Source organism: Halobacillus halophilus DSM 2266 (assembly GCF_000284515.1).
Taxonomy (GTDB): Bacteria; Bacillota; Bacilli; order Bacillales; family Halobacillaceae; genus Halobacillus; species Halobacillus halophilus.
Genome location: NC_017668.1, coordinates 1973507 through 1995799, shown reverse-complemented (window position 1 = coordinate 1995799; position 22293 = coordinate 1973507). Strand labels below are relative to the sequence as shown.

Here is a 22293-nt window from a genome sequence, read left to right as displayed (position 1 = left end):
CTAACAGCTTACTATTTACAAAAAAGAACAGATAAACTTGATAGAAAGGTTGGAGAAGAGTAGAATAAAAATTTGTGGGTTACTCGGTAGCCGGGCGGGAGAGGGATAATTTCATAGAGGAGATTGAAATGTTCAATCACCAGACTCAAAACGTCAGCTGGAAGAAAGAGTGGACAGCCGGACTGATCGGGTACTTTACCACGGTTTATATCGTAGCCGTTAACAGTCAGATACTAGAGAGTGCCGGACTTCCGCTCGAGAGCGGGATGGTAGCCACTATTCTTGCCAGTGCGATTGGCTGTTTGATCATGGCCATATACGCGAATGCGCCTATGGTTCTCATTCCAGGTATGGGGGTTAACGCCTTATTTGCCTACTCGATTGTCGAAGGGAGCGGTCTTAGCTTTCAAGAAGGACTGGCCGTCGTATGTATCGCTTCCCTGCTGTTTTTAATAACAGCTTTTACCAGACTTGGAGACTGGCTTAAGCACGCAATTCCCGAATCTTTAAAGCACGCGATCACTGTAGGGCTTGGTCTGTTTCTGACACTGATTGGGCTAGAGAAAGGCGGACTCGTTGTTCGTGGGGAATATTCCTTAATTAGTCTAGGAAACCCATCTTCAGCCGTTGTGATCACGAGCCTGATCACCTTGTTTATCGGGATTTTTCTTTTTACACGGAACGTTCCAGGTAATTTTCTTGTAACCATGATCGTAGGAACGATTATTGCCCACTTCACTGGAATTCTTGAGGCCCCAGGCTCCATGATATCTCTTGATGAACAATCCTGGGTATTTATCCCTGACTTCTCAGGACTTAGTGATTTCGGATTTTGGATGGCTGTATTCCCACTTGCCATTGTTCTTATTTTCGAGAATATGGGATTGATTCATGGACAGCTCGGAATGCTTGAACAGAAAGGAAAGTTTAAACGATCCTTTCAAGCCGCTTCTTTTTCTGCGTTAAGCAGTGGGTTTTTAGGAACGTCTCCTACTGTCTCATCTGCTGAAAGCGCGGCAGTAATCGCTTCAGGTGGTAAAACCGGAAGAGCCGCTTTGACAATGGCGATCCTGTTTATTGGAACCCTGTTCTTAATTCCCTGGATCTCAATGGTTCCTTCGACAGCTATCAGCCCGATTTTAATCATAGTTGGTGCGTTAATGGTTCAAAATATTAAAGAGATCCCACTGGATGAACTATCAGAAGCCATGCCTGCTTTTCTGATTATTGTGATGATTCCTTTCACCTACTCCATCGCTGATGGAATGGCGTTTGGATTTATTGCATACCCGATTGTGAAATTTGCCATTGGGAAGCAGCGTGAGCTTTCTACCCCTGTCGTACTCATCGCCATGGTCTTTCTCATCGAATTTATCATGCGCTCGCTTGGGCATTAAGAAAAATATAAAAACGCCTGATTTTTTGACAGGTATTTGTCCTCATTAAAACCCATGAAACTAGAAAGCTAGTTTCATGGGTTTTTATATTTCATCCCATTTAGATTATCTCCAGCGAATCGATATCCTCAAGTGACCGCAATCTAAATCTCCAACAGAAGTATATAACATAATGTTTAGTCCATCTGGCGTGTAACTTACGTCCATCTTTGACTGAACACCTGTAGACTTTAGTAATTGAATTACTTCACTTTTATTTGATTGCTGAGCTGCCTTCATAAGTTCTGCGGTCCATTCTGAGGAATTTGTTATGTGATCCATTAATACATCTGCTTCTTTTAGTAAACCCTTCATTTGTTCAGCAGATTTCATAAACAGTTCGGTATTTATCTCAGGGTATAGTCTGTGAGTGAAAGTATAGTCATGGGAATAAGGGGTTGCTTGAAAAGCGGGCCAGTATGTTCGGGGATAGTAATAAGGATAGAACAACCACACCCCTCCTCTTTCTCATTTGCAATCTACAACAGTATATGGATCAGATTTCAAAAAGAAAGTTGTCCATAATGAAAGCCGTTTTCTGCAAGGTTTAAAAAATGTCTGATTATAAATAGAGCTTATTGCGCCTGTTAGTCTGATGAGAAAAGCATGATGTTGATGTAAATCATCTCTCATCTGACGAAAGGATGTAAAAGCACAGCCCACCTTCAAAGAACCTTTAATACGACGAAAACTGCAGGGACTCGAGAAAGCGGATAGCATCAAGAACCACAGCCATTCAAGGTAAAATGAAAGAACACTGATTTATCTGCAAGTGACCCTTAGCATCAACCAAAAAACTCGCCCCTTTCTGCGAAGGAGCGAGTTCCATTTACCTATTAATGGCTGTAGAAGCGTTTCAATTTCTCATTAATTGTTTCTTAAATTATAAACCACACGAGCAGCTTCTGCACGAATGGAAGACTCTTTAGGCATAAATTTATTGCCTGGTACACCGATCATCAACTTAAGCTCGTATGCGGCTTTAACATCTTCGGTAAACACGCTGCGAATTTCATCCTCATCTTTATAGATGTGATCGCCTTCAGCCTTGTACTCTCCATTTTTATACTCGTAGGCACGTACGACCATGGCAGCCATTTGCTCCCGTGTAATGGAAGCAGATGGATCAAATTCTGTTTCGCTGACACCATATACAATTCCATTCTCGTAAGCGGCTGTAATTTCTTGTTGATACTTCTCAGGAACATCCTTGAATGGGCTTTGTCCTTTGGCAGTCAGTCCAAGTTCCCGGGTAAGCAGCATTGCAAATTCAGAACGAAGCAGCGGGTCTTTCGGACCATAGTTGCCATTGGGATAACCTTTTATAACCCCATCTGCGGCTAAAGTATATATTTCTTCCGCTGCCCAGTAACCCTCTGGTACGTCCGGAAAGACAGTCGTTTTTTCGGACGTTTGAAGATCGATCCTATAGTTCGCGTAGCCGTCATTTCTTTTTTCAAGAAAAGAAATTTTCTGCTCATCGTCCGCATACTTTTGAGCCTCAGGAGACGATCGGAAGGTCAACAAGGGGTCACCATCTACAGGTGCAAAAGACCAATTACCATCCGCTTTCGGATTAATGGTTTCATTCTGACGAATATAGTTTACAAGAACTTGCCGGTTTTCATCTGGAGATTTAACCACAATGTTATCACCATCAGGATTGGCAAATTTGGAAGCTGCCCGATAATTGTTGGTAGCAACTAAAAACTCCTGATCCTCATCGATGGCTTCTCCTTTATATTTAACATTCTTAATACGATGACTATCATGGATCTTTTCTCCATCATTATTGTAGCGAGGGGGTTCAGTTACATCGATTTCGTAGGTTAAACCATCGATCACGTCAAAGTTATAGCTGCGAAAATCATTATTCACCAATTCCTGCTGCTTATCTGAGTCTGTATTAATTTCGTTAAACTGTCCTGCACTCCATTCAAGCCATTCAACTACTTGCTCTCCAGTTATCTTAGAGGCTTGAAGGGTATTCGGATACTTATAAAGTGAAGTGGTATCTTTAATCGCAAGTTCTCCGGCTGGAATGTCCGTAAAATCGCCGACTCCGTCTCTTCCTGCTTTGAATGGGGCAGCAGCTGATAATACAGGTAATCCATCCAACTCAGTGCCTTGGATATATTTTTCAAGGTAAGCTTTCTGTGCATCATTTACAATTTGGACCGTAGGGTCATCTAATACCTGGGCAAAATAACTGTAGAGGGGAACTTCAGTTTCGCCTACAGGTGTAGCCACATACTCCCTGGTCGCCTCGTGATCATGTTGGACTTGACTAACAATTTCCTGGTTCGCCTCAACCAAAGGTTCTCCATTTTCAGAATCATAAATAGGTTTTGCATCAGCTCTGCCTTGCGTCACATCCCATTCACCTTCTGTATATTCGAGCTCCAAATCAATAATCCCAAGATCTGAGCCCCAAAAACCAGCTTGTGTGGTGGCTACGCCATTGATGGTTCCCTGCTCAAGGTTGATATTGTATCGACCATCTAATGAAGCATAATCCTCGCTAGGGAAGGTCTGATGGGAATGCCCGAACATAAGCGCGTCGAAACCTTCCACTGTCGATAGTTGATAGGTCTGATTTTCAGCACCTTTCTCATATTCTTCCTTTGAGCCCAGCCCCGAGTGAGCAATGCCAATAATAACGTCAGCACCTTCTTCTCTCATTGAAGGAATGAATTTTTCTGCGGTTTGTTTTAAATCTCGCGTGGTTACCTTCCCTTCTAAGTTGTCTTTATCCCACGTCATGATTTGAGGCGGTGTGAATCCAATAACTCCCACTTGAATCGTATGTACGTCACCATTTTGATCTGTAACTTCGCGATCCAGAATCACATATGGATCGAAGTAGTTCTCGTCGTTATCCGGATTGTCGTCACCGTCGTCTTTATATACATTGGCATTTACATATGGGAAGTCAGAACCTCCGACAGCTTTATCCAAAAATTCCAGACCATAATTGAATTCGTGATTGCCATAATTACCAGCGTCATAGTCCAGGAGGTTCATAGCTTGATAAACAGGATGCTTATGCCCTTGTTCATCTAATACCTTTTGATCAACGATATAATCAGCCATAGGATTGCCCTGAATCAAATCTCCATTATCAAAAAGCATGGAATTCTCTACTTTGCCTCTCTCCTGATTAATAAGCGTTGCAGTATTAACAAGTCCGACTGTGTCATCCTGCTTGTCCGTAAAATAATCATAATTCATCACATGACTGTGCAAATCCGTCGTTTCCATTAACCTTAAATCCACTACGTCCCCCTCATCCGTCTGAGCGTTTACGTTAGTCGTGCAAGTTGAAGCAGCTAAAACCCCAAGAACCATAGCCGATCGGAACAACCATTTCTTCTGATTTTGTTTCAAATCGTCACCTTACCTTTCAGTAATGTAGAATATTGTAATTATTTATATATTTTAACATCTAAAATAGAAATTTAGCAGTTTTTTTATACAGACCGACAATTAAAAACAGCAATCATCTTTCAACTACTTTTCATTAAAAAAGACTTGAAGAGAATAATAGTCTCTTCAAGTCTACTCCATTTGGACAGGGTGCTGAATGATTAAATGCCACTAAAAATCACCTGTCCGTTTCTGTTTAGTTATAGTCCTCCTGCCTTAATTATCAACTTTCACATAAAGCTTGTTTATTACAAAAAAAGTTCTCAAAATAGTCTTCAATCACCTGCATCTCTGAGTAAGGCACCTTCTCATCCCCGATAACCTGGTACCCCCCGAATCCGATTCCTGTTAATAAAACCAGATCACCAGATTCAGCTAAATCAAATGCATAGTGAATGGCTTCTTCTCGATGCAATACTGAATGGATTTGAGATGCTGCGGGCTCCTTGAATCCTTTTAACACATCGTTTACGACTTCCTGACGATCAGCGTGCCCCGGCTGATCAACACTGACCACAATTTCATCAGCCATACCCTCAGCCACTTCGGCCATCAAAGGGCGCTTTTTTGGATCCCTGAGACCCACTCCTGTGATCATAACAATTAAGTTGCGATAAGGAATATGTCGCACAGCACTCAATATATGGAAAAGAGCGTCAGGAGTATGAGCATAGTCTAAAACAATTTGAAAAGGGGCATCGTTTTCTACAATTTGAAAACGTCCTTCCGGACTCTTAATTGTCGAAACTACTGATAATATCTGTTCTGCCGAGTAGCCCATTTGGCAGCAAACCGCTACAGCAGCTAGGAAATTGGAGACATTATATGTTCCAAAAATAGGTGCATGCATATGGTAATCCTTACCGAACAAACGTAATGTAAATGAAGTCCCCTCCATCGTTGTACGGATTTCTTTAGCGGAGATATCTGCTGGTTCCTCAATCCCATATGTGATTAAAGTTCCTTTGAAACTTCTTATTAATTCTTCCGCCATTTGGGGATCATCTGCGTTAACAATTGCACTCTTGGACTGATCAAACAGCTTCATTTTCGCTTGTTTATAAGCTTCCATAGTACCGTGAAATTCTAAGTGCTCAGGAGTCAAATTGGTATGGACGGCTACATCAAAATGGATTGTGGCCAAGCGTTTCTGCTCAATCGCTATCGAAGTGGATTCAATGATTGCAGCATTCATCTCTCTTTTTCTAAAATAATGCAAAACTCGGTGAATATCAGGAGCTTCAGGAGTCGTAGGTACCGTCTGCTTAAACTCTGTCTTTTTCTCATCATCCCATATTCCGGCCGTGCCTAAACTACCCGTGCGCATACGAAGGTCGTTTAAAAGCGAATATAGGAAAGACGAAACGGTTGTTTTTCCATTGGTTCCTGTGACGCCAATGGTGTAGAGGGAGTTCGATGGGGAATCATAAATGGTTGAAGCTAACTGGGCTAGAGCCGTTCTAGTTTCGGGCACGCATATAAAGCTTATATGATTATAAAAAGTCGAATACATGTGTAACTTTTCACTCTCGGAACCAATGATGGTGTTTGCACCGTTTTGAATAGCCTGTTCAATAAAAAGATGTCCATCATGCTTTTCACCAGCAATGCATACAAAAGCATCGCCTTCTTCTGCCTCACGAGAATCATATACTACTGAGGATACGTATTGACTCCCAGGGCCATAAATGGTCCCTTGAAATAGGTTTTTAAAAATCACTTCTTTGTTAGTCATTATATGATATCATCCTTTGTTCACACTTTATGATACTAAAGCACCCTTGTTTGTTGTAAATTCCCATTGGTTTATGCCTATAAACTTTCAAAAGCTTCTGGATAGGTTTTCAATAAGTTTGCGAAAAATCCGTGACTTTTATCCTATTTTTCAATTCCAGAATTTTTGAATGATATTTAAAAATACGGAAGCTTATTAAAGTCGTATCGCTATAGTAATTATGCGCGTTTTGTTATTATTTTCCTGTTCTATAAATTGGAAAAAAGATAGTTGGAAAATAACCAAAAATTTGTCGAAAAAAAAGTTAAAAAAACTATTGCGTTACCCCCTTACTAGAGAGTAAAATTTTCATTAATTCATCAGTTAAGAAAACTAAAGCTGATTGAATGATAACCATTATTAAAAAGGAGGTCATTAAAATGACCATGCTTTATTCCAAGGCTCGCGAGCTATTTGAAGAGGACTACAAAAACACCCCGGAAGCCAAGGGATCCCAACTGTCTGCTTCCACAAAAGTGAAGCGAACTAAAAGCGGCAAACTTCTTATGCCTTTTCGTAAAAACAAAAGAAAATAAGAGAATGAAGTGGTGACATATAGCTATGAGAAGAAAGCAAATAAAGGATAACGGTACTCAAGCCGTTCCATGGAATCAACGTCTGCATGACTTAAGTAGTCAAAAGACGTTGATTTTTTAATGGAAAGAAAAATACTGAATTCACAATGGGGAATCTTATCTCTAATGAAAAATTCTTTTCGCATTATAAGATTACCCAACCTATAATGCGCCTCGCCGATTATCCTTATCATTTTAATTTTATATTAAACTAGCAAGCCTTTATTCCCACCCATTGTTTTCCTAAATAGGATCTTTAAAAGCTTTTTAGTTATATTCTATAAACCTCTATTCTTCGCCCCACATATAACCCCTGGTCTTTCTTTTTTCTAACACTCTAATCCTCTATTTAAGCTATCCCTTCCAAGTTAAAGAATCATAACATTCAGAACCGAATCTTTAGAGAAATAAAACTGCCGCACCCTTCTTCTAGGAGGAATACGGCAGCCTGCCGGGTAGCTTAAGATTGGTTTCGGAGCTGTTTTAAGATTTCAAAACCTTTCGTGACGGATTGACTCATAGCCTCACCACCACCGTATGCAGCAGCTACACCCATAGATTCATAAATCTCCTGATCCGAGCAGTCCATTGCTACGCATTGATCCATATGGTAAGTAATGCTGGGTTCGTCTCCTTCTTTCAAACTAATTGCCAGTGCCATTAAGTGTTTATTTGCTTTTGTAACTTCTCCATCATTAAATGCTTCACCAGTGAATCGATTGTACTCCTGGATGGTTTTGGGCAGATGCTCCGATAGTTGTTCAATTCCATTACGGTATTCCTCTAATATAGTATGGGCTTTTCTTTCCATGATTTCACTTCTTAATGTGTTCTATAATGCCATTCCTTTTTATACCAAACTATTGGATGTGCCAGCTATACATGACTAAGGAGCTCCTATAATCATCCATAATATGTATGACCTGAGGTGCCAGATTTTTACAAAAAAGCAGCCTGTGGCAGGCTGCTTTTTTGTTTATGTGGTTTGGTCTGTTGGTCGTACTACAATTTCATTAATGGTAACTTCTGCTGGTTCTTCCAGAGCATAACGTATTGTTCTGGCAATGCTGTCCGGCGTGATCGCCTGTTCGTAAAGTTCGTCTACTCCACCTTTTACATCTTCATCTGTAATGGTAGATGTCAGTTCAGTAGAAACCGCTCCAGGCGAAATGATCGTTGCTCTAATCTTACTCTCTGCAGACTCTTCCATTCTCACCCCGTCCGTAATCGCACGCACAGCGAATTTTGTACCACTGTATACAGCACTTCCCGGAAAGACTACGTGTCCAGCCACGGAAGAAATATTAATGATGTGTCCCTTTTTGCGTTCGCGCATATGAGGCAGCACGGCAGATATTCCATATAGCACACCTTTAATATTTACATCGATCATTTGATCCCATTCTTTAACCTTTTGTTTATTTAGTAAAGAAAGTGGCATCAATCCCGCATTATTTACAATGGCATCTATTTGGCCCAGTTCTTTTTGAGCGTATTCAGCAAGCTCTTCCATTTCATCATAATTGGTTACGTCAGTTGCTTTGTATATCGCGTGCCCGCCATCATCGTTTACTTTTTTCGCTAATTCTTCCAGCCGATCTTCACGTCTTGCTGCTAATACAAGTTTAGCTCCTTTAGAGGAAAGTTCTTTCGCCGTTTCCTCACCGATTCCACTGGATGCTCCTGTGATAATAACTACTTGATCTTGTAAATTCGTCAATGACTAGCCTCCTAAATATATTCTAACTCTTCCAATTTTATTTCGATTTCAAAATGTATGTTACCGAAATAAACTTGTGTTAAACATTACCTTTCTAAGCCATGGTTTTTCATTTAAAAAGCTCCCTTAATAGGGAGCTTCTGATTACTGAACATTTTCTATTGGTCTTTCATCCTTATCCTCACTATAGCTTAATACATCTGCATACTTTTTCTGCCACTTTCTAATGGAAAGTATGACTAACCCAATAGTTGCAAGTACAAGACCGATTAATACCGGCCAGAAATAAGGAAAGACCATCCCTCCCGAATAGGGTACACCAATAGGAGAAAAAACTATATAAGTGGCGCCTATACTTGCAATTAATATAACGGAAGTAGCTAAACTCTACTTCCATGGCGTCATGTTAATCTTCGGGCTATTATAAAACTTAAACGCCTTAGTCCTCGGCTTAAAGTAAGCGAAAGTAAGCATAATTATAACTTCTATTGCAAAAAGAATGCCGTAAATGTGAATGAAATGAATATTAACGGCAATTCCAAATAGCTGAGTGAATCCCCACACCATATTTGTTCAAACCTAAAAGATGAACTTTATTTGAAATATTTATCTTTTCACTTTTTCAATTTATGAAGTTTTGAATGAAATAAAGGGCTGGTTTATGATATATTTGATGAACTTCATGTCTAATCGTAATTGGGAGAGGAAGGGTCAATGATGAGCATTTTGTCTGCAGAATTTTATGAACAGCCTACTTTAGAGCTAGCAAAATCTCTTTTGGGCTGTGAATTAGTTAAAGAAACGGAGAAAGGCACGGCTTCTGGATATATTGTAGAAACAGAAGCATATATTGGTCCGGTTGACAGGGCAGCTCATAGTTTTAACAATAAGCGGACGCAGCGAACGGAAGTAATGTTTGGCCTGCCTGGTTATGTTTACACATACGTTATGCATACACACTGTCTGGTGAATGTAGTAAGCGGTGAATTAAACCACCCGGAGGCCGTTTTAATTAGAGCGGTCGAACCCAAAGAAGGCTTGGACCTGATACAGGAAAGAAGAGGAGATAAAAAAGAAAAGGACTTTACAAATGGACCCGGAAAATTAACGAAAGCCTTAGGGATTATCAAATCGGACTATGGACATCCTCTGGACCAATCACCACTGTATATCAAAAAAGGCTTTTCCCCTGAACATATTTCCCAAGGGAAACGAATCGGTATTGACAACTCTGGAGAAGCCCGTGACTATCCGTGGAGATTTTGGATCACAGAAAACAGGTTTATTTCCAGATAACGTTTAAGCCAATACTTTCATAAGAAAACACACCTTTGTATGAGGTGTGTTTTCTTATGAAAGTATTTTGAAATAACGGCGCTATCGTTTTTCACCCTAAGTAAAGGGTAACCTCTCCCCTCAGCAAAAATGCTTCGTTCATAAACCATTACTTTTTGTAAATCAATAGATTAATTAAAAGTGGATCCCTATTCATAGAGGCTACCTTTGAGATTAGCCATTTTCGCTCCTTATCTGCGCATAAAACCCAATTGCTGCTACAAATGAAGTGGTATGTACGGCAAGCAAGACACCGCTCCCCCCTCCATCAAACACCGTACTATTGATGAGAGTGGACAGCTGCATAACGAAGATAATTAACAATAGACAAGTTGAAATCTTCATACTATCAATTCCTTTGTAAGATTTTATTTTCACAAGTTTAACACATTTTTTCCTCAATTTTCCTTTAACTATTAATTTTACAGAATTTTTGGTCATTTGATTTACATCCACACTTCTGTCAGGCTTAGATAGTTAAAGTTAGATCTTGAAAAGAAAGCAAGGTGATCCCATGATTGAAATTAGAACTTCTACACTTACGGATGAAGAATTAAACAGAGGTGTCTTCGCGAATCAGGATATCCCGAAAAATACACTCATTCATCAGGCTCCTGTTATCCCTTATCCTAATGAGGAACATGTTCATATAGAAAAAACCCGGCTGGCTGATTATGCGTTTGAGTACGGCGAAAACCATACAGCATTCGTATTGGGGTACGGCATGATGTTTAACCATTCCTATGAGCCGAACGCGAACTATGTCATTAACTTTGATAACGATACGTTTGACTTCTATGCTTACCGGGATATTAAAGCTGATGAAGAAATTCACATTAATTACAATGGTTCAGTAGATATCCAGGACACGTTATGGTTCGATCAAGAGTAATAATAAAGAGGCACCCAGTAATCCGGGTGCCTCTTTACTTATGAGGTGTGCCTTAACACCTCATAATTTCAATTTAAGAAGGAAATCCAAGTATAGTTTTGGTTTCCAAGTATTCTTCAATACCATAGTCGCCCCATTCTCTTCCTATTCCGGATTGCTTATACCCTCCGAATGGAGCAGAAAAATCAGCTTCAGTGTCGTTCACTTTGATACGACCTGCACGAATTCCAGTTGCTGCTTTTCTTAGATTTTCCGGGTCATTACCTATTACGTAACCAGCTAAACCATAAATAGTTTCATTAGCAATTTCAATAGCTTCATCAAGCGTATCATATGTGATGATAGTGGTTACTGGCCCAAAGATTTCCTCTTGTGCAATTACCATATTATTTTGAACATCTGTAAATACGGTAGGTTTGGCATAATAGCCTTGGTCAAGCCCATCCGGCTTACCGGTTCCTCCCGTTAATAGAGATGCACCTTCATCTAGACCTTTTTCAATATAGGACTGCACGGTATCCCACTGTTTCTTGGAAATCAACGGACCTATCAGGTTATCCTCTCTTGGATCCCCTACAGGGAATTCAGGTAGAACTTTCAGCACAGCTTCTTCAAAAGACTTCTTCATTTTACTAGGAACAAGCACCCTTGTAGCAGCTGAGCATACTTGACCTGTGTTCGTTGCAATATGATTAACGGCTGCTCTTGCTGCGACTTCGACATCAGCATCTTCCAACACAACAAGTGGAGATTTACCTCCCAGTTCGAGCGCAAAATTCTTAATAGTTTCAGAAGCATTCTCCATGATTTTCTTCCCTACAGCTCCTGATCCAGTAAAGGAAACAAAGTCAATATCAGGGTGTGAACTGATCCCATTTCCTATAACTTCCCCTGTGCCATTAACTAAGTTAAATACACCTTTTGGAACTCCTGCTGCTTCAAAGATTTCTGTTAAAATAATAGCAGCAAATGGAGTCATTTCTGCTGGTTTTAAGATAACCGGGCTGCCTGCCGCAAATGCACTGGCAATCTTGGTCGAAGTTTGATTGGTAGGGAAATTCCAAGGCGTAATTAAACCACTTACACCTATGGTTTCTTTAACTACTGTATGACCACCGCGATCTTCCATGAAAGAAAAATCCTTCAATGATTCTGCCGCTTGTGAGAAATGATTGTAGCCCATTGTGTAATGAACTTTTTCTGAAATCTTCTGAGGCGATCCTAACTCATCCGTTATGGTTTCAATAATATCATCTTTACGTTTCTCATATTCTGCAGCAATTCGTTCCAGCATTTCTACACGTTCCTGTTTAGAAGTTTGAGAAAATGAAGGAAGTGCTTGTTTTGCTGCAGCTACAGCTTTATCTAAATCTTCTTCTGTACCCATACTAATTGTTCCTATTACTTCTTCCGTAGCTGGATTTATTACATCATAGGTTTCAGAGCCTGTTGATTCTACCCATTCACCGTTTATAAAATGCTTTAATTGATTCCGCATATTTCATATCTCCTTTTTTCATCTTTCAATTTATGATCAATAAAATAGATTTTAATCTTTCGTATAGCGTAATATATCCTTTATTTATCAAATCGAAACATCTTAGAAATTTGAAAACTGGAGTGAAAGCAGCACAACATGCCGTTAAGACTGCATATTTCATCTTTGTACATGCTTTAATTCTGTTGATCCTTCAGAACTCTTCTTAGTATTTTACCGGAACCGGTTTGAGGAAGCGAGTTACGAAATTCCACGTACATAGGTATCTTGTAAGCAGCCATGTTTTCTTTAGCCCAGAATTTTAAATCACTTTCGTTTATTACTATCTCTGGCTTTGGTATAACAAAAGCTTTCACAACTTCCCCTTTATGTTCGTCAGGAACGCCGATCACAGCAACCTGTCCTATAGCCGGATGTTCTTTCAGTAAAGCTTCGACATCCTCAGGAAATATGCTAAAACCTGACGATTTAATCATTTCTTTTATGCGCCCTTGAAAATACAAATATCCTTCATCATCCAAATAGCCAATATCTCCTGTACGCAGCCACCCATTGGAAAGACTTTCGGCTGTAGCTTCCGGCCTTCCCCAGTAACCTTTAAATACTCCCGGACTTTGAATAACAATCTCGCCGGATTTTCCAGCTCTCTGTACCTGACCAGTTGCTGGATCGCAAATCTCGATCGATGTCCCCCTGATCGGGACACCAACAGAACCGAATTTGATGTTATCCTGTGGCATATAGGTATCCACCGTGTGGGTTTCGCTTAACCCATATGAAGCTTCAAATAACTTGCAGTTAGGTGCGACTACCTTCCATCTCTCAGCTAAGTTCTCTGTAACCGGCATGCCAAAACTTGTACATAGATTCAGCTTCAAGTCCTCCAATTGATTCTCTTCGGCAATTGACAAAATAGCATCATTCATCGGCGCAATACTATACCATACGGTAACGCAGTACTTACGAAGGGCTTTAAATATCGACATGGGCTCGAACCGAGCAAACAGTACACATGGCGCGCCAGTGTATACAGGTATATTAACCCCCATAACCATCCCTGCAATATGGCATAGCGGCATGACAGCAAGCCATGTTTCTTTTTCATCTACTTGATTAACCTTTACAGCCGCTGCTGTTTTGTACAGCGCATTTTCATAAGTTAACATGGCTGCCTTTGGACGGCCGGTTGTGCCAGATGTAAAGGCAAGCAGAGCTGTGTCTTCAAGCTTTACATCTTCAGGATAGGTCCATGATTGAGATTCCTGCATAATCTCTTCCCACATTGTTTCGTTAGGATTAAGTTCAAGAGCCGGACTATTAAGATCTTTTGGAATCGTCCAACTGGGAGTATCAGGAATCAAGTCTTTATAACGAATTACAATAATACGCTTTAAATGTTCATTTACCTTACGTACTTCCGACAGGAGCTCCCCTCCCGCAAACATACCTGACATATCAACTTCTTTAATTAGATATTCAAGCTCATTAGCTTTATACATAGGGTTAAGCGGACAGACCACAGCTCCAATATACTGGATGGCGTAATGACCAATAATGTACTGGGGACTATTTTGCATAAATAATCCTATTCGATCTTCTTTTTCAAAGCCCGCTTGCCGTAAGAATCCTGCCACTTTTTGAACCTGATTGAATAAATCCCGCCACGTTATACTGCTTCCATAGTAGAAGTACGCAGGATCTTCAGGCCGTTCTTCAGCATGCTGCTGCAGATAATGAAATAAAGGTTTTTTCCCTCTACTGTACAGCTTTGCGCCTGCGGATGATTTTAAGTGTTCTTTCATAACTTCCATCCCTCCTCAATGAGACATAGGCCAGTCAGCCAGTCGCCTTTTACTTTTTAAATCGCCTGAAGCTCCCGACGATTCTAGAAAACGTATTAAAAAAGAGCGTGTGTGGTTTGGCTCAATAATATCTTCTAATAAGAATTTCCCTGCAGCCTTATAGGGGGAACTATCAAAGTTCCATTGCTCAAGGTATTTAGACCTTTCTTTTTCAGGTCGTTCAGCCTTCCTTATGTGCTTTCCATATACGACATTAATCCCTACTTCCGGACCCGTGAAATTTATTTCAGCTGATGGCCAAGCTGCTACTACATCTGCCCCCATTCCTGGTCCACACATATTTCCATACGCAGCTCCTATGCTCTTTCGGATAATGATTGAAAATTTAGGTATCGTTGATTTGGCTAAAGCTGTATTCCAATTCATAATTTTTGCAGGCATTTTCTGTTTTTCAGCGCGACTGCTGATTCTAAATCCAGGTGTATCGTGAAGAAAAATGAGTGGAATATGATAAGAATCACAGAGGCAGATAAAGTCCACGGCTTTATCACATTCCTCAGGTCCTGATGCCCCTGCCATATGCAGAGGCTGACTTGCAATCACTCCTGTTACACGACCGTTTAATCGAGCCAGTCCAGTCATCAAAGCTTTACCATAAAAGGGTCGAAAATTCATGAATGAATCTTTATCAAATAAACCCAGAATGAGTAATTGCATATCGTAAGCCCGCCTTAAATTGGAAGGCACAGTTTCTTCCAAATTGCAGTGCTCCATAGCAGAATCGATGGGTGGCTTCCTGGGAGGTGTTTCATCAGCGTTTGAAGGCATATAACTGAAAAATCTTCTTAATGCAGCAATCGCTTCTTTTTCATCTTCAGCAATATGATCAATCTGCCCAGTATAAACGGCATGCATATCCGGACCCCCGAGCTCCTCAGCGGACATCTCTTCTCCACTTGCAATCTCCAGCATACGTGGACCAGCTACAGCCATACTTGTCCCTCTTACTTGTGTAACAAAATCTGACGTCACAGCCATCCACGTCGGACCGCCGTAACTTTCTCCCAGAATCGCTGTCATAATTGGACTTTCACGGCCATGGTCTAACAGACTGGAAGGAAACAGCTTATCGCTAATTCCGTCAGAGCCCATTCCATCAGGCATTCTTAAGCCTCCGCCTTCACATAAATTAAAAAGTGGAAGTCTTCTTTTTTTTGCATAAGAGTGAAAGAATTCACTTTTTCTAAGATGAACTTCCCCTTCCGTACCAGACAATACCGATATATCCATCGCCTGTACAACTGCCTCTCTCCCATCGACGCGGATAATTCCTCCAATCAGACCATCAGCAGGGGTGCGTTCCTCCATTCCAGAAACCGGAGAATGAGCCAAAGCTCCTAATTCAAGAAAAGATCCTTGATCGGCAAGCAGATCAATTCTTTCCCTCGCACTATAAGACGTCTGTTTTTTTCCTCGATGTTCCTGAGCTTCCCTCTTTTTTTCTCTAAGTATTTCTGTATTCCTTTCCATAGCTTCCTCCTTTTGTAAATACTGACCAGTAGGTATGTAAGATTTAAAAAATGCACAATAACACTAACTCAAGTATAAATATACTTTTCTGAAAATTCAATATAGTTAATTTTTGTTTTTATTAAGTTATTAGCGTTTTACGTATCTACCCACCATAAAGGCAAGGTAGGATTCACTAATTCGCTTAATTTTAAAAAGCGCAGAACCGAATCTGCGCTTTTTTAAATCAACTATGAGCTTTGAGCAACATCCTGTTCACTTTCATTCGTTGTGGTTTCATTGTGGTCTTCCTTGTCCCTCCTGGGATTTTTTATAAAGAAGGAAAGAACAAGACCTATGATGGCCGAGATCCCTGCTACAATGAATGAAACATTAACCCCATGAACAAGTCCCTCTACTCCTTCTCCGGGACGCGCCGCGGTCGTCATTACTGTGACTAAAAGTGCTGTTCCTACTGCACCTGAAACCTGACGCATTGTATTATTCATTGCTGTACCATGAGCAATTAAGCGTGATGGAAGCTGGTTTAAACCAGCCGTTGTTACCGGCATCATCACCATCGCTACACCTAGCATGCGTACCGCGTTAATCACTGTTAAATAGGTTAGAGACGTTTGCGGTGTTAAATCTGCAAACATAAATGTCGTAACGGTGAGAATAAACAGTCCAATGATAGCAAGCCATCTTGCACCAAACTTATCGAAAAGTCTACCTGTAATTGGATTCATAAATCCCATAATTAAGGCTCCTGGCAGGAGCACCAGTCCTGATTCGAGTGCACTGTACCCCAGCATATCCTGCATCAGGATGGGCAGCACGGTGGCGGCTCCAATCATGGCGATAAATACGACCATCCCGAGTGCTGTCGTAAGCGTAAATATATTGAACTTAAATACCCTGAATTCAAGAATCGGCTGTTTCAACTTGAACTGACGAAGGATAAACATCGTCAATGTAACGGCCCCAACTACCATGGATATAAGTACCTGCTGACTCCCCCATCCGTTTGTGCCGGCCACACTGAATCCATATAACAGTCCTCCAAACCCTAAAGAGGAAAGAATAATGGAGGATACATCCAGTTTCGGATATGACTGCTTGGTTACATTTTTTAATATGAAGTAAGCAAGAATAAAATCAATAATTACAATTGGCAATATAACAAAAAATAAACTTCTCCATGGGAACTGTTCGACGAGCCAGCCGGATAGAGTAGGTCCGATGGCTGGAGCGAATGAGATCACCAGTCCGAACATTCCCATTGCTGACCCACGTTTTTCAACAGGGTATATGAGGAACAAAATGGTTTGCATGAGCGGGATAATAATTCCAGCACCAGAAGCCTGGATAATTCGTCCCAGCATTAATATAGAGAAATTGGGGGCTGCTGCACACACAAGCGTTCCAGCTGCAAATAAACCCATCGCTGTAAGGAATAACTTTCTAGTAGTAAAACGTTCAATGAGAAAAGCAGTGATGGGAATCATGACCCCATTTACCAGCATAAAAATGGATGTCAGCCACTGAGCTGTACTGGCTTCCAGGTTCAAATCCCTCATTATATGAGGCAAAGCCGTTCCTAGTAACGTCTGATTTAATATTGCAGCAAAAGCACCAGAGAGAAGTACGATAATCAATGGAACTTTATTTATATTTTCCGGTCCTGTTCCTTGTTGATTAGACATATAATTTCCTTCTTTCCATTCAATAGATGACGATTATTTAACAAGTCCTTTTTTTAATAAACTGAGTTCAGAAATATATTTATCCAGCGATTCCGTCTCTGAGAATTCATTGGATACACAATGAACTAAATTATGAAACGTTACCGCAATGAGAATCTGCATTAGATGATAAAATTCTTTTTCATTAGAAACATGAAGAGCTTCCATATCTACGAGTTGATAAATATCATGGAAACGGTGTTCAATATTCTGCTTCGTTAAATTTTTTGTAAACGCATGTTCAATTTTGTAATTCATATTCATTAGTACATTCCTGATAAAATTACTATTCCCGTTTTCTCTTGAGAATTGGAAAACCGTTTTATAAACCTCTGTCATCGCTTGAAACAGGTCTCCGTTAAACGCCTTTAAGTTTTCAATAAAATTCTTATGACGTTCTTCAGCATGCTCATTTAACAAATAGAAAAAAGCATCTTCCTTATCCCTAAAATATTGATAAAAACTCCCTCGTGGAATCTCAGCTCTCTTTAAAATATTGGCGATAGAAGCCTCGTATAAAGACACACGTGAGAACTCTTCCCGCGCAGCTTCAACCAGCTTATTTTTTTTATCATCGTTCAAATTAAAAAATGTTTGTTTAGGCATTCCTCTAACTCCTTACTCAACAAAATGACACCATGTCACATTCAGCACAAGAGCCACTATAAGTGACACTGTGTCATATGTCAAGAAACGGACTGTAAGGACTCATATTCATGTAGTTTTCATCAAAGTTACGAGTAAAAATGGGTGAATGTGCAGATATTAAATATGCTTCAAACTAATTGAGAAAAGGAGGTTACGACATGAAAAAGAAATTAATGTTATTAGCGTTGTCTATCGTTATGTCTACTGGACTTCTAACTGCTTGTGCAATGGACGACGATAATCAGATGAATAACCAGCCTGAGGACGTAAATTACGACCCAATGCGTTATGGAGACAATCAAAACCGTATGAATTACGATCGTATGGATGACCGTATGGATAACGGTCGTATGGATGAGAATCGTATGAATGAGAATCGCGGACCAGACATGGGAGCAGACCCCCGTGATGTAAGGGAGCCTGGTGAACGAGACACTCCTTTTAATATGGATGAGGAAGAACCAGACGTAGATGAAGAGCCTTCTGAAGAAAGACGCGATCAATAAGCACAGATTTTTTGTACAACGTGTTCATGGATTCAATATCTCTCCTTGGGTATGAGAAAAGTTCCCACACATAAGTCAAGCCTGCCCTATTCATAATAGGAAAGGCTTGAAAAGCCAAGTGTTAAAGGGGAGAGTTGAGTTTAATGAGAAGAAATGTACAATGGTGGCCGCTGGCCGGTTCAATTGGTATTGGTTTTGCAGCATACAGCGTGATGAATGGTCGAGGATCCAGAGATAAAAAAGGTCTTTCAGATTTAAGGAACATGGATAATGAGAACTAAACATCATTCTCTATCGATAAAAAAACAGTCAGCATTATGCTGACTGTTTTTTGAAATTATTCTTCATTTAATGAGAATAGCGGATCATACATACGTATAGGATTCGTAAACTTTATTCCAAAATCAGCCTGACTAACCACTTCCGGATCCAATATAGCATCACCTTCAGGTCTTATTCCGTTTTCAACCCAATCTGTTAAATCAGCAAAAGCTTCTGTTTCTTCTGCGGGAGTAAACTCGCAGTGACCTACAGCTCGAACAGCCCTGCTGACAAGTAAATCTGAATCTCCATTTGCAGCTACTTTCTCAGCATATAACTGTTCCATAGAGAAAGGTACAAATAGATCACCTAAAGTATGAAGTGTAAGTACAGGCTGATGAAGTTCCCCTGATATTCTAGGTATTTTTGAAAGCCCATTCTTATTTCGAGCTTGAGGGTCAGCAGTAATCTCAGGTATCTTCTCAGCTAAGTACATCTCTTCCACCGATAATTCTGAATTGGAATCAAGTTGGTAGATAGAATCTGTGTTATCGATGATATTGCCTGGTGTTCCATAGGAGAAGTCCGATCGGTATAGGGTAAATAGAAAATTATTCCAGCTTGAAAACGCAAGATCGAACAAGGGCCGCTCACCGCCTGATAAATACATCGTTAGATCTTGAAGCATTTCTCCTTCTGAAGTCAGTACGCCTGTATTAAGCCCGATCGCTTGTTTTATTTTAGGAACTACAGTGGTTTGATAGTTTTCTCCCGCTGGGAAAATAGGGTCGATTCCTGCTAGAACCTGGGAAGCAAGATTAAAATCTGCAAAAAAGTCAAATAATTCGTTATCCCCCATCACACCGCACATAGTCATGGCTCCATCATATTCATTGCGAAATTGTTCAATTAGAACCCCTGTAATATGTCCCCCCATAGAATGCCCCACTATATAAGTGCGCTTCGGCTTCGCGATTTTTCCGTTGAAGAACTTTCCAAGAGCATGGGTGTCTATGACTCCTTGTTTCACATCATAACCATTGGTGCTATAGCTGGACGCCCCCACGCATACCCTTTTTCCAGAAGGTATTTCCTTAAATTTTCTGGATTATCTACCGTTAACTCTTTAACCTCTGCATTTCGATACCCATGAGCGTAAAGAACAAGCTCCCCATTCCATTTTTCAGGGACTTCAATTCTATAACCTGCTCCCCTATGTACACCCCAATACCTATCTGTTTCTATCCCACTAGGTGCATCAAATGGCAGTTTTTCCTTATCTACAAAGTAGCTCGTACTTTCTGCTGCCTCTGAACTCTCTCCGTAAAACCCAAATAAAACCACGAAAAAAACCGCCACGCATGTAAACATACGTAAACCCATACTCTGCTTCCTCCCTTATTTGGTTAGTTATGAAATTAATGTCAGAATTTTCTAACATGAATTTATTTTACCTCAAACATTTTATATTTTCCATTCTTTTTAAGGACGTCAAAAAACTGGAAGGATAGTAATCCTTCCAGTTCTATGAAAACAGAATTTTACAAGCCGAAGGTCGTCATGCCTCCATCGATAAACATATTCTGGCCTGTCGTATAACTGGATCCTCTTGAAGCAAAGTAGAGAATTGATGTCTTGAGTTCCTCTAACTGACCGAGTCGCTTCATAGGAGTCCTGTTTTCAATCATAGATCTAAATTCATCATTCTCCAATTTTTCACGATTAAAATCTGTTTTGAAGAACCAGGGGCTAATCGCATTCACTGTAATGTTACTCCCCGCTAATTCACCAGCCAGTTGTTTGGTCAGGTGAATTACGCCTGCTTTACTAGTTCCGTAGACAGAACTGAAATACAAACTCACATCGCCGGCTACAGAGGCCGTATTAATAATCCGACCATACTCTTGTTCTTTCATATAAGGAACAACGGCCTGACTCATGAAGAATACTGACTTCAAATTCGTATCCATCACATGATTCCAATCATTTTCACTAAGTGTATGAACCGTTCCCTGTGAGGTGGTGCCGGCATTATTTACTAAGATGTCAATCTGACCGTACTCCTTATGTATTTTCTCTATTGTCATTTTAATCGATTCATTATCCGTCACATCGCAGACCATTAAGTCTGTACGAACCCCGGTTTTCTCTTCTATTTTACTTGCCGCTTTTTCTAATTTCTCTTTCGTTCTTCCGAGCAGAACAACAACGGCGCTGCTTTCGGCTAGCGTCTCAGCCATTACCCAGCCAATGCCGCTTCCTCCACCTGTTACGATTGCTACTTTTCCTTGATTTGAAAATAAATTAATGTAGATCACTCCTCATTGGGGATATTGCGGTATCTTTAATTGTTTTCCTTAATGGGATCATAAATAAACTCCTACCACTGCTATAGAATTGTCATTCAAATTAGTGAGACTCACACCATTTCATAGCTTTCTTTTCTATCTCGCTCACAAATTGTGATTTACCTTCTATATATGAATCGAAATCATTAGGAAACTGCATGGCTAAACGGTGCTTTAAGTTTCCATACTCTTTTCTTACTTCTGAATGAGAGCAAAGATAATCTCGAAATGCAAGGTGACGGGTAACATTCGAGTCTCCCTGCTCAAACACATGCACATGATGCGTTCGCTGATTCCCTCCTTTTTGAAAAAATCTACGGCCTATCATTCCGTGCTCTCCCTTGGGCTCGTAATTTATCATTCTCATTTGTTGATTACGCTGGTCAACCCGTTCTATATCTTTAACGATCAGCATTATGTCAATAACAGGCTTCGCTTTTAGACCTGCAACAGACGTACTGCCGATATGAAAAATATCGATTACTTCAGATTGAAAGATCCGCTCTAATTTTTTTCTTTCTGCTTCATATCTGAGAGGCCATGTTTCATCATATAAGTTGACTTGCACCCTCCTCATCAGACCATCCCTCCATTTCTATGTATATACATGATTGTTTCCAAAACATCGGTTGACGTCCAGCTTCATTATAAAGGATTAACTTTTTCTGTTTCAGAAAATTCGCTTGGACCTATTCCTTCTGCTCCTTCAGAAATAGAATTGAACATTTTGAGAACGTTTGCAAAAAAAGATTCTTAATGGAATTAGTTGGTATATAATCAAAGTAAGAAAGTGATTGCTCACCATTGCACAAGTATAT

The 22293-nt window shown here is 40.2% G+C and carries 22 protein-coding genes; 6 read left to right on the top strand and 16 right to left on the bottom strand.

The window, feature by feature from the left end; all coding sequences use genetic code 11:
* The first annotated feature begins 128 nt into the window (after nucleotides 1–128).
* Nucleotides 129–1397 carry an NCS2 family permease gene (locus HBHAL_RS09765; protein WP_014643233.1) on the top strand — a complete coding sequence of 423 codons (1269 nt, stop codon included), beginning with the start codon at nucleotides 129–131 and terminating at the stop codon, nucleotides 1395–1397.
* A gap of 105 nt (nucleotides 1398–1502) precedes the next feature.
* Here the strand turns inward: HBHAL_RS09765 and HBHAL_RS20390 are convergent, their stop codons facing one another.
* The 3 genes from HBHAL_RS20390 to HBHAL_RS09750 form a co-directional block, all read right to left on the bottom strand.
* Nucleotides 1503–1886, bottom strand: a complete 384-nt coding sequence (locus HBHAL_RS20390) for a hypothetical protein (protein WP_051005598.1) — start codon at nucleotides 1884–1886, stop codon at nucleotides 1503–1505.
* Between the two features lie 417 nt (nucleotides 1887–2303).
* The gene (locus HBHAL_RS09755) at nucleotides 2304–4823 is read right to left on the bottom strand and encodes a bifunctional 2',3'-cyclic-nucleotide 2'-phosphodiesterase/3'-nucleotidase (RefSeq protein ID WP_014643232.1); all 2520 of its coding nucleotides are present in this window, start codon (nucleotides 4821–4823) and stop codon (nucleotides 2304–2306) included.
* A gap of 262 nt (nucleotides 4824–5085) precedes the next feature.
* A complete protein-coding gene (locus HBHAL_RS09750; protein ID WP_014643231.1) occupies nucleotides 5086–6597 on the bottom strand; it encodes a UDP-N-acetylmuramoyl-L-alanyl-D-glutamate--2,6-diaminopimelate ligase in 1512 nt (503 codons plus the stop codon).
* Nucleotides 6598–7016: 419 nt separating this feature from the next.
* Between HBHAL_RS09750 and HBHAL_RS21730 the strand changes: the two genes are divergently transcribed.
* Nucleotides 7017–7172, top strand: a complete 156-nt coding sequence (locus HBHAL_RS21730) for a hypothetical protein (protein ID WP_173380432.1) — start codon at nucleotides 7017–7019, stop codon at nucleotides 7170–7172.
* 499 nt (nucleotides 7173–7671) lie between these two features.
* Here HBHAL_RS21730 and HBHAL_RS09745 read toward each other — a convergent pair whose 3' ends face one another.
* The 3 genes from HBHAL_RS09745 to HBHAL_RS21490 all read right to left on the bottom strand — a co-directional run bounded on the left by HBHAL_RS09745 (nucleotide 7672) and on the right by HBHAL_RS21490 (nucleotide 9231).
* The gene (locus HBHAL_RS09745) at nucleotides 7672–8022 is read right to left on the bottom strand and encodes a carboxymuconolactone decarboxylase family protein (protein ID WP_014643229.1); all 351 of its coding nucleotides are present in this window, start codon (nucleotides 8020–8022) and stop codon (nucleotides 7672–7674) included.
* A 165-nt stretch (nucleotides 8023–8187) separates the two neighbouring features.
* The gene (locus tag HBHAL_RS09740; protein WP_014643228.1) at nucleotides 8188–8931 is read right to left on the bottom strand and encodes an SDR family oxidoreductase; all 744 of its coding nucleotides are present in this window, start codon (nucleotides 8929–8931) and stop codon (nucleotides 8188–8190) included.
* A 144-nt stretch (nucleotides 8932–9075) separates the two neighbouring features.
* The gene (locus tag HBHAL_RS21490) at nucleotides 9076–9231 is read right to left on the bottom strand and encodes a hypothetical protein (protein WP_014643227.1); all 156 of its coding nucleotides are present in this window, start codon (nucleotides 9229–9231) and stop codon (nucleotides 9076–9078) included.
* Between the two features lie 414 nt (nucleotides 9232–9645).
* Between HBHAL_RS21490 and HBHAL_RS09730 the strand changes: the two genes are divergently transcribed.
* The gene (locus HBHAL_RS09730) at nucleotides 9646–10227 is read left to right on the top strand and encodes a DNA-3-methyladenine glycosylase (RefSeq protein WP_014643226.1); all 582 of its coding nucleotides are present in this window, start codon (nucleotides 9646–9648) and stop codon (nucleotides 10225–10227) included.
* A gap of 213 nt (nucleotides 10228–10440) precedes the next feature.
* Here the strand turns inward: HBHAL_RS09730 and HBHAL_RS21485 are convergent, their stop codons facing one another.
* Nucleotides 10441–10644: a hypothetical protein gene (locus HBHAL_RS21485; RefSeq protein ID WP_145956034.1), complete on the bottom strand. Its 204-nt coding sequence runs from the start codon at nucleotides 10642–10644 to the stop codon at nucleotides 10441–10443.
* Between the two features lie 136 nt (nucleotides 10645–10780).
* Between HBHAL_RS21485 and HBHAL_RS09720 the strand changes: the two genes are divergently transcribed.
* Nucleotides 10781–11158, top strand: coding sequence for an SET domain-containing protein (locus HBHAL_RS09720; RefSeq protein WP_014643224.1), 378 nt, complete (start codon nucleotides 10781–10783; stop codon nucleotides 11156–11158).
* Nucleotides 11159–11231: 73 nt separating this feature from the next.
* Here the strand turns inward: HBHAL_RS09720 and HBHAL_RS09715 are convergent, their stop codons facing one another.
* The 5 genes from HBHAL_RS09715 to HBHAL_RS09695 all read right to left on the bottom strand — a co-directional run bounded on the left by HBHAL_RS09715 (nucleotide 11232) and on the right by HBHAL_RS09695 (nucleotide 18318).
* The gene (locus HBHAL_RS09715) at nucleotides 11232–12656 is read right to left on the bottom strand and encodes an aldehyde dehydrogenase family protein (RefSeq protein ID WP_014643223.1); all 1425 of its coding nucleotides are present in this window, start codon (nucleotides 12654–12656) and stop codon (nucleotides 11232–11234) included.
* 176 nt (nucleotides 12657–12832) lie between these two features.
* Nucleotides 12833–14458: a class I adenylate-forming enzyme family protein gene (locus tag HBHAL_RS09710; RefSeq protein ID WP_014643222.1), complete on the bottom strand. Its 1626-nt coding sequence runs from the start codon at nucleotides 14456–14458 to the stop codon at nucleotides 12833–12835.
* A 15-nt stretch (nucleotides 14459–14473) separates the two neighbouring features.
* Nucleotides 14474–15988: an acyl-CoA carboxylase subunit beta gene (locus HBHAL_RS09705; protein ID WP_014643221.1), complete on the bottom strand. Its 1515-nt coding sequence runs from the start codon at nucleotides 15986–15988 to the stop codon at nucleotides 14474–14476.
* A 230-nt stretch (nucleotides 15989–16218) separates the two neighbouring features.
* A complete protein-coding gene (locus HBHAL_RS09700; RefSeq protein ID WP_014643220.1) occupies nucleotides 16219–17673 on the bottom strand; it encodes an MDR family MFS transporter in 1455 nt (484 codons plus the stop codon).
* A 33-nt stretch (nucleotides 17674–17706) separates the two neighbouring features.
* The gene (locus tag HBHAL_RS09695; RefSeq protein ID WP_014643219.1) at nucleotides 17707–18318 is read right to left on the bottom strand and encodes a TetR/AcrR family transcriptional regulator; all 612 of its coding nucleotides are present in this window, start codon (nucleotides 18316–18318) and stop codon (nucleotides 17707–17709) included.
* A 200-nt stretch (nucleotides 18319–18518) separates the two neighbouring features.
* Between HBHAL_RS09695 and HBHAL_RS09690 the strand changes: the two genes are divergently transcribed.
* Entirely contained in the window at nucleotides 18519–18866 is a 348-nt protein-coding gene (locus HBHAL_RS09690) for a hypothetical protein (RefSeq protein ID WP_014643218.1), read from the top strand.
* Between the two features lie 143 nt (nucleotides 18867–19009).
* Nucleotides 19010–19147, top strand: a complete 138-nt coding sequence (locus HBHAL_RS21725) for a hypothetical protein (RefSeq protein ID WP_173380431.1) — start codon at nucleotides 19010–19012, stop codon at nucleotides 19145–19147.
* A gap of 56 nt (nucleotides 19148–19203) precedes the next feature.
* On the opposite strand, the gene HBHAL_RS09685 is transcribed toward HBHAL_RS21725, so the two are convergent.
* From HBHAL_RS09685 to HBHAL_RS09675, 4 genes are all read right to left on the bottom strand, one after another.
* Nucleotides 19204–20193, bottom strand: a complete 990-nt coding sequence (locus HBHAL_RS09685) for an alpha/beta hydrolase family protein (RefSeq protein WP_014643216.1) — start codon at nucleotides 20191–20193, stop codon at nucleotides 19204–19206.
* The gene (locus tag HBHAL_RS20385) at nucleotides 20154–20510 is read right to left on the bottom strand and encodes a hypothetical protein (protein WP_014643215.1); all 357 of its coding nucleotides are present in this window, start codon (nucleotides 20508–20510) and stop codon (nucleotides 20154–20156) included. The genes HBHAL_RS09685 and HBHAL_RS20385 overlap by 40 nt, the downstream gene beginning before the upstream one ends.
* A gap of 158 nt (nucleotides 20511–20668) precedes the next feature.
* Nucleotides 20669–21445, bottom strand: coding sequence for an SDR family NAD(P)-dependent oxidoreductase (locus HBHAL_RS09680; RefSeq protein WP_014643214.1), 777 nt, complete (start codon nucleotides 21443–21445; stop codon nucleotides 20669–20671).
* Nucleotides 21446–21536: 91 nt separating this feature from the next.
* A complete protein-coding gene (locus tag HBHAL_RS09675; RefSeq protein WP_014643213.1) occupies nucleotides 21537–22052 on the bottom strand; it encodes a GrpB family protein in 516 nt (171 codons plus the stop codon).
* Between the last annotated feature and the right edge of the window lie 241 nt (nucleotides 22053–22293).

What these genes read in the sequence shown, in the direction of transcription:
- HBHAL_RS09765 (WP_014643233.1), top strand. Translation starts at nt 129, where the DNA reads ATGTTCAATCACCAGACTCAAAACGTCAGCTGGAAGAAAGAGTGGACA.
- HBHAL_RS09750 (WP_014643231.1), bottom strand. Translation starts at nt 6,597, where the DNA reads ATGACTAACAAAGAAGTGATTTTTAAAAACCTATTTCAAGGGACCATT.
- HBHAL_RS21730 (WP_173380432.1), top strand. Translation starts at nt 7,017, where the DNA reads ATGACCATGCTTTATTCCAAGGCTCGCGAGCTATTTGAAGAGGACTAC.
- HBHAL_RS09745 (WP_014643229.1), bottom strand. Translation starts at nt 8,022, where the DNA reads ATGGAAAGAAAAGCCCATACTATATTAGAGGAATACCGTAATGGAATT.
- HBHAL_RS21490 (WP_014643227.1), bottom strand. Translation starts at nt 9,231, where the DNA reads ATGGTCTTTCCTTATTTCTGGCCGGTATTAATCGGTCTTGTACTTGCA.
- HBHAL_RS09730 (WP_014643226.1), top strand. Translation starts at nt 9,646, where the DNA reads ATGATGAGCATTTTGTCTGCAGAATTTTATGAACAGCCTACTTTAGAG.
- HBHAL_RS09720 (WP_014643224.1), top strand. Translation starts at nt 10,781, where the DNA reads ATGATTGAAATTAGAACTTCTACACTTACGGATGAAGAATTAAACAGA.
- HBHAL_RS09715 (WP_014643223.1), bottom strand. Translation starts at nt 12,656, where the DNA reads ATGCGGAATCAATTAAAGCATTTTATAAACGGTGAATGGGTAGAATCA.
- HBHAL_RS09710 (WP_014643222.1), bottom strand. Translation starts at nt 14,458, where the DNA reads ATGAAAGAACACTTAAAATCATCCGCAGGCGCAAAGCTGTACAGTAGA.
- HBHAL_RS09705 (WP_014643221.1), bottom strand. Translation starts at nt 15,988, where the DNA reads ATGGAAAGGAATACAGAAATACTTAGAGAAAAAAAGAGGGAAGCTCAG.
- HBHAL_RS09700 (WP_014643220.1), bottom strand. Translation starts at nt 17,673, where the DNA reads ATGTCTAATCAACAAGGAACAGGACCGGAAAATATAAATAAAGTTCCA.
- HBHAL_RS09695 (WP_014643219.1), bottom strand. Translation starts at nt 18,318, where the DNA reads ATGCCTAAACAAACATTTTTTAATTTGAACGATGATAAAAAAAATAAG.
- HBHAL_RS09690 (WP_014643218.1), top strand. Translation starts at nt 18,519, where the DNA reads ATGAAAAAGAAATTAATGTTATTAGCGTTGTCTATCGTTATGTCTACT.
- HBHAL_RS21725 (WP_173380431.1), top strand. Translation starts at nt 19,010, where the DNA reads ATGAGAAGAAATGTACAATGGTGGCCGCTGGCCGGTTCAATTGGTATT.
- HBHAL_RS20385 (WP_014643215.1), bottom strand. Translation starts at nt 20,510, where the DNA reads ATGGGTTTACGTATGTTTACATGCGTGGCGGTTTTTTTCGTGGTTTTA.
- HBHAL_RS09675 (WP_014643213.1), bottom strand. Translation starts at nt 22,052, where the DNA reads ATGAGGAGGGTGCAAGTCAACTTATATGATGAAACATGGCCTCTCAGA.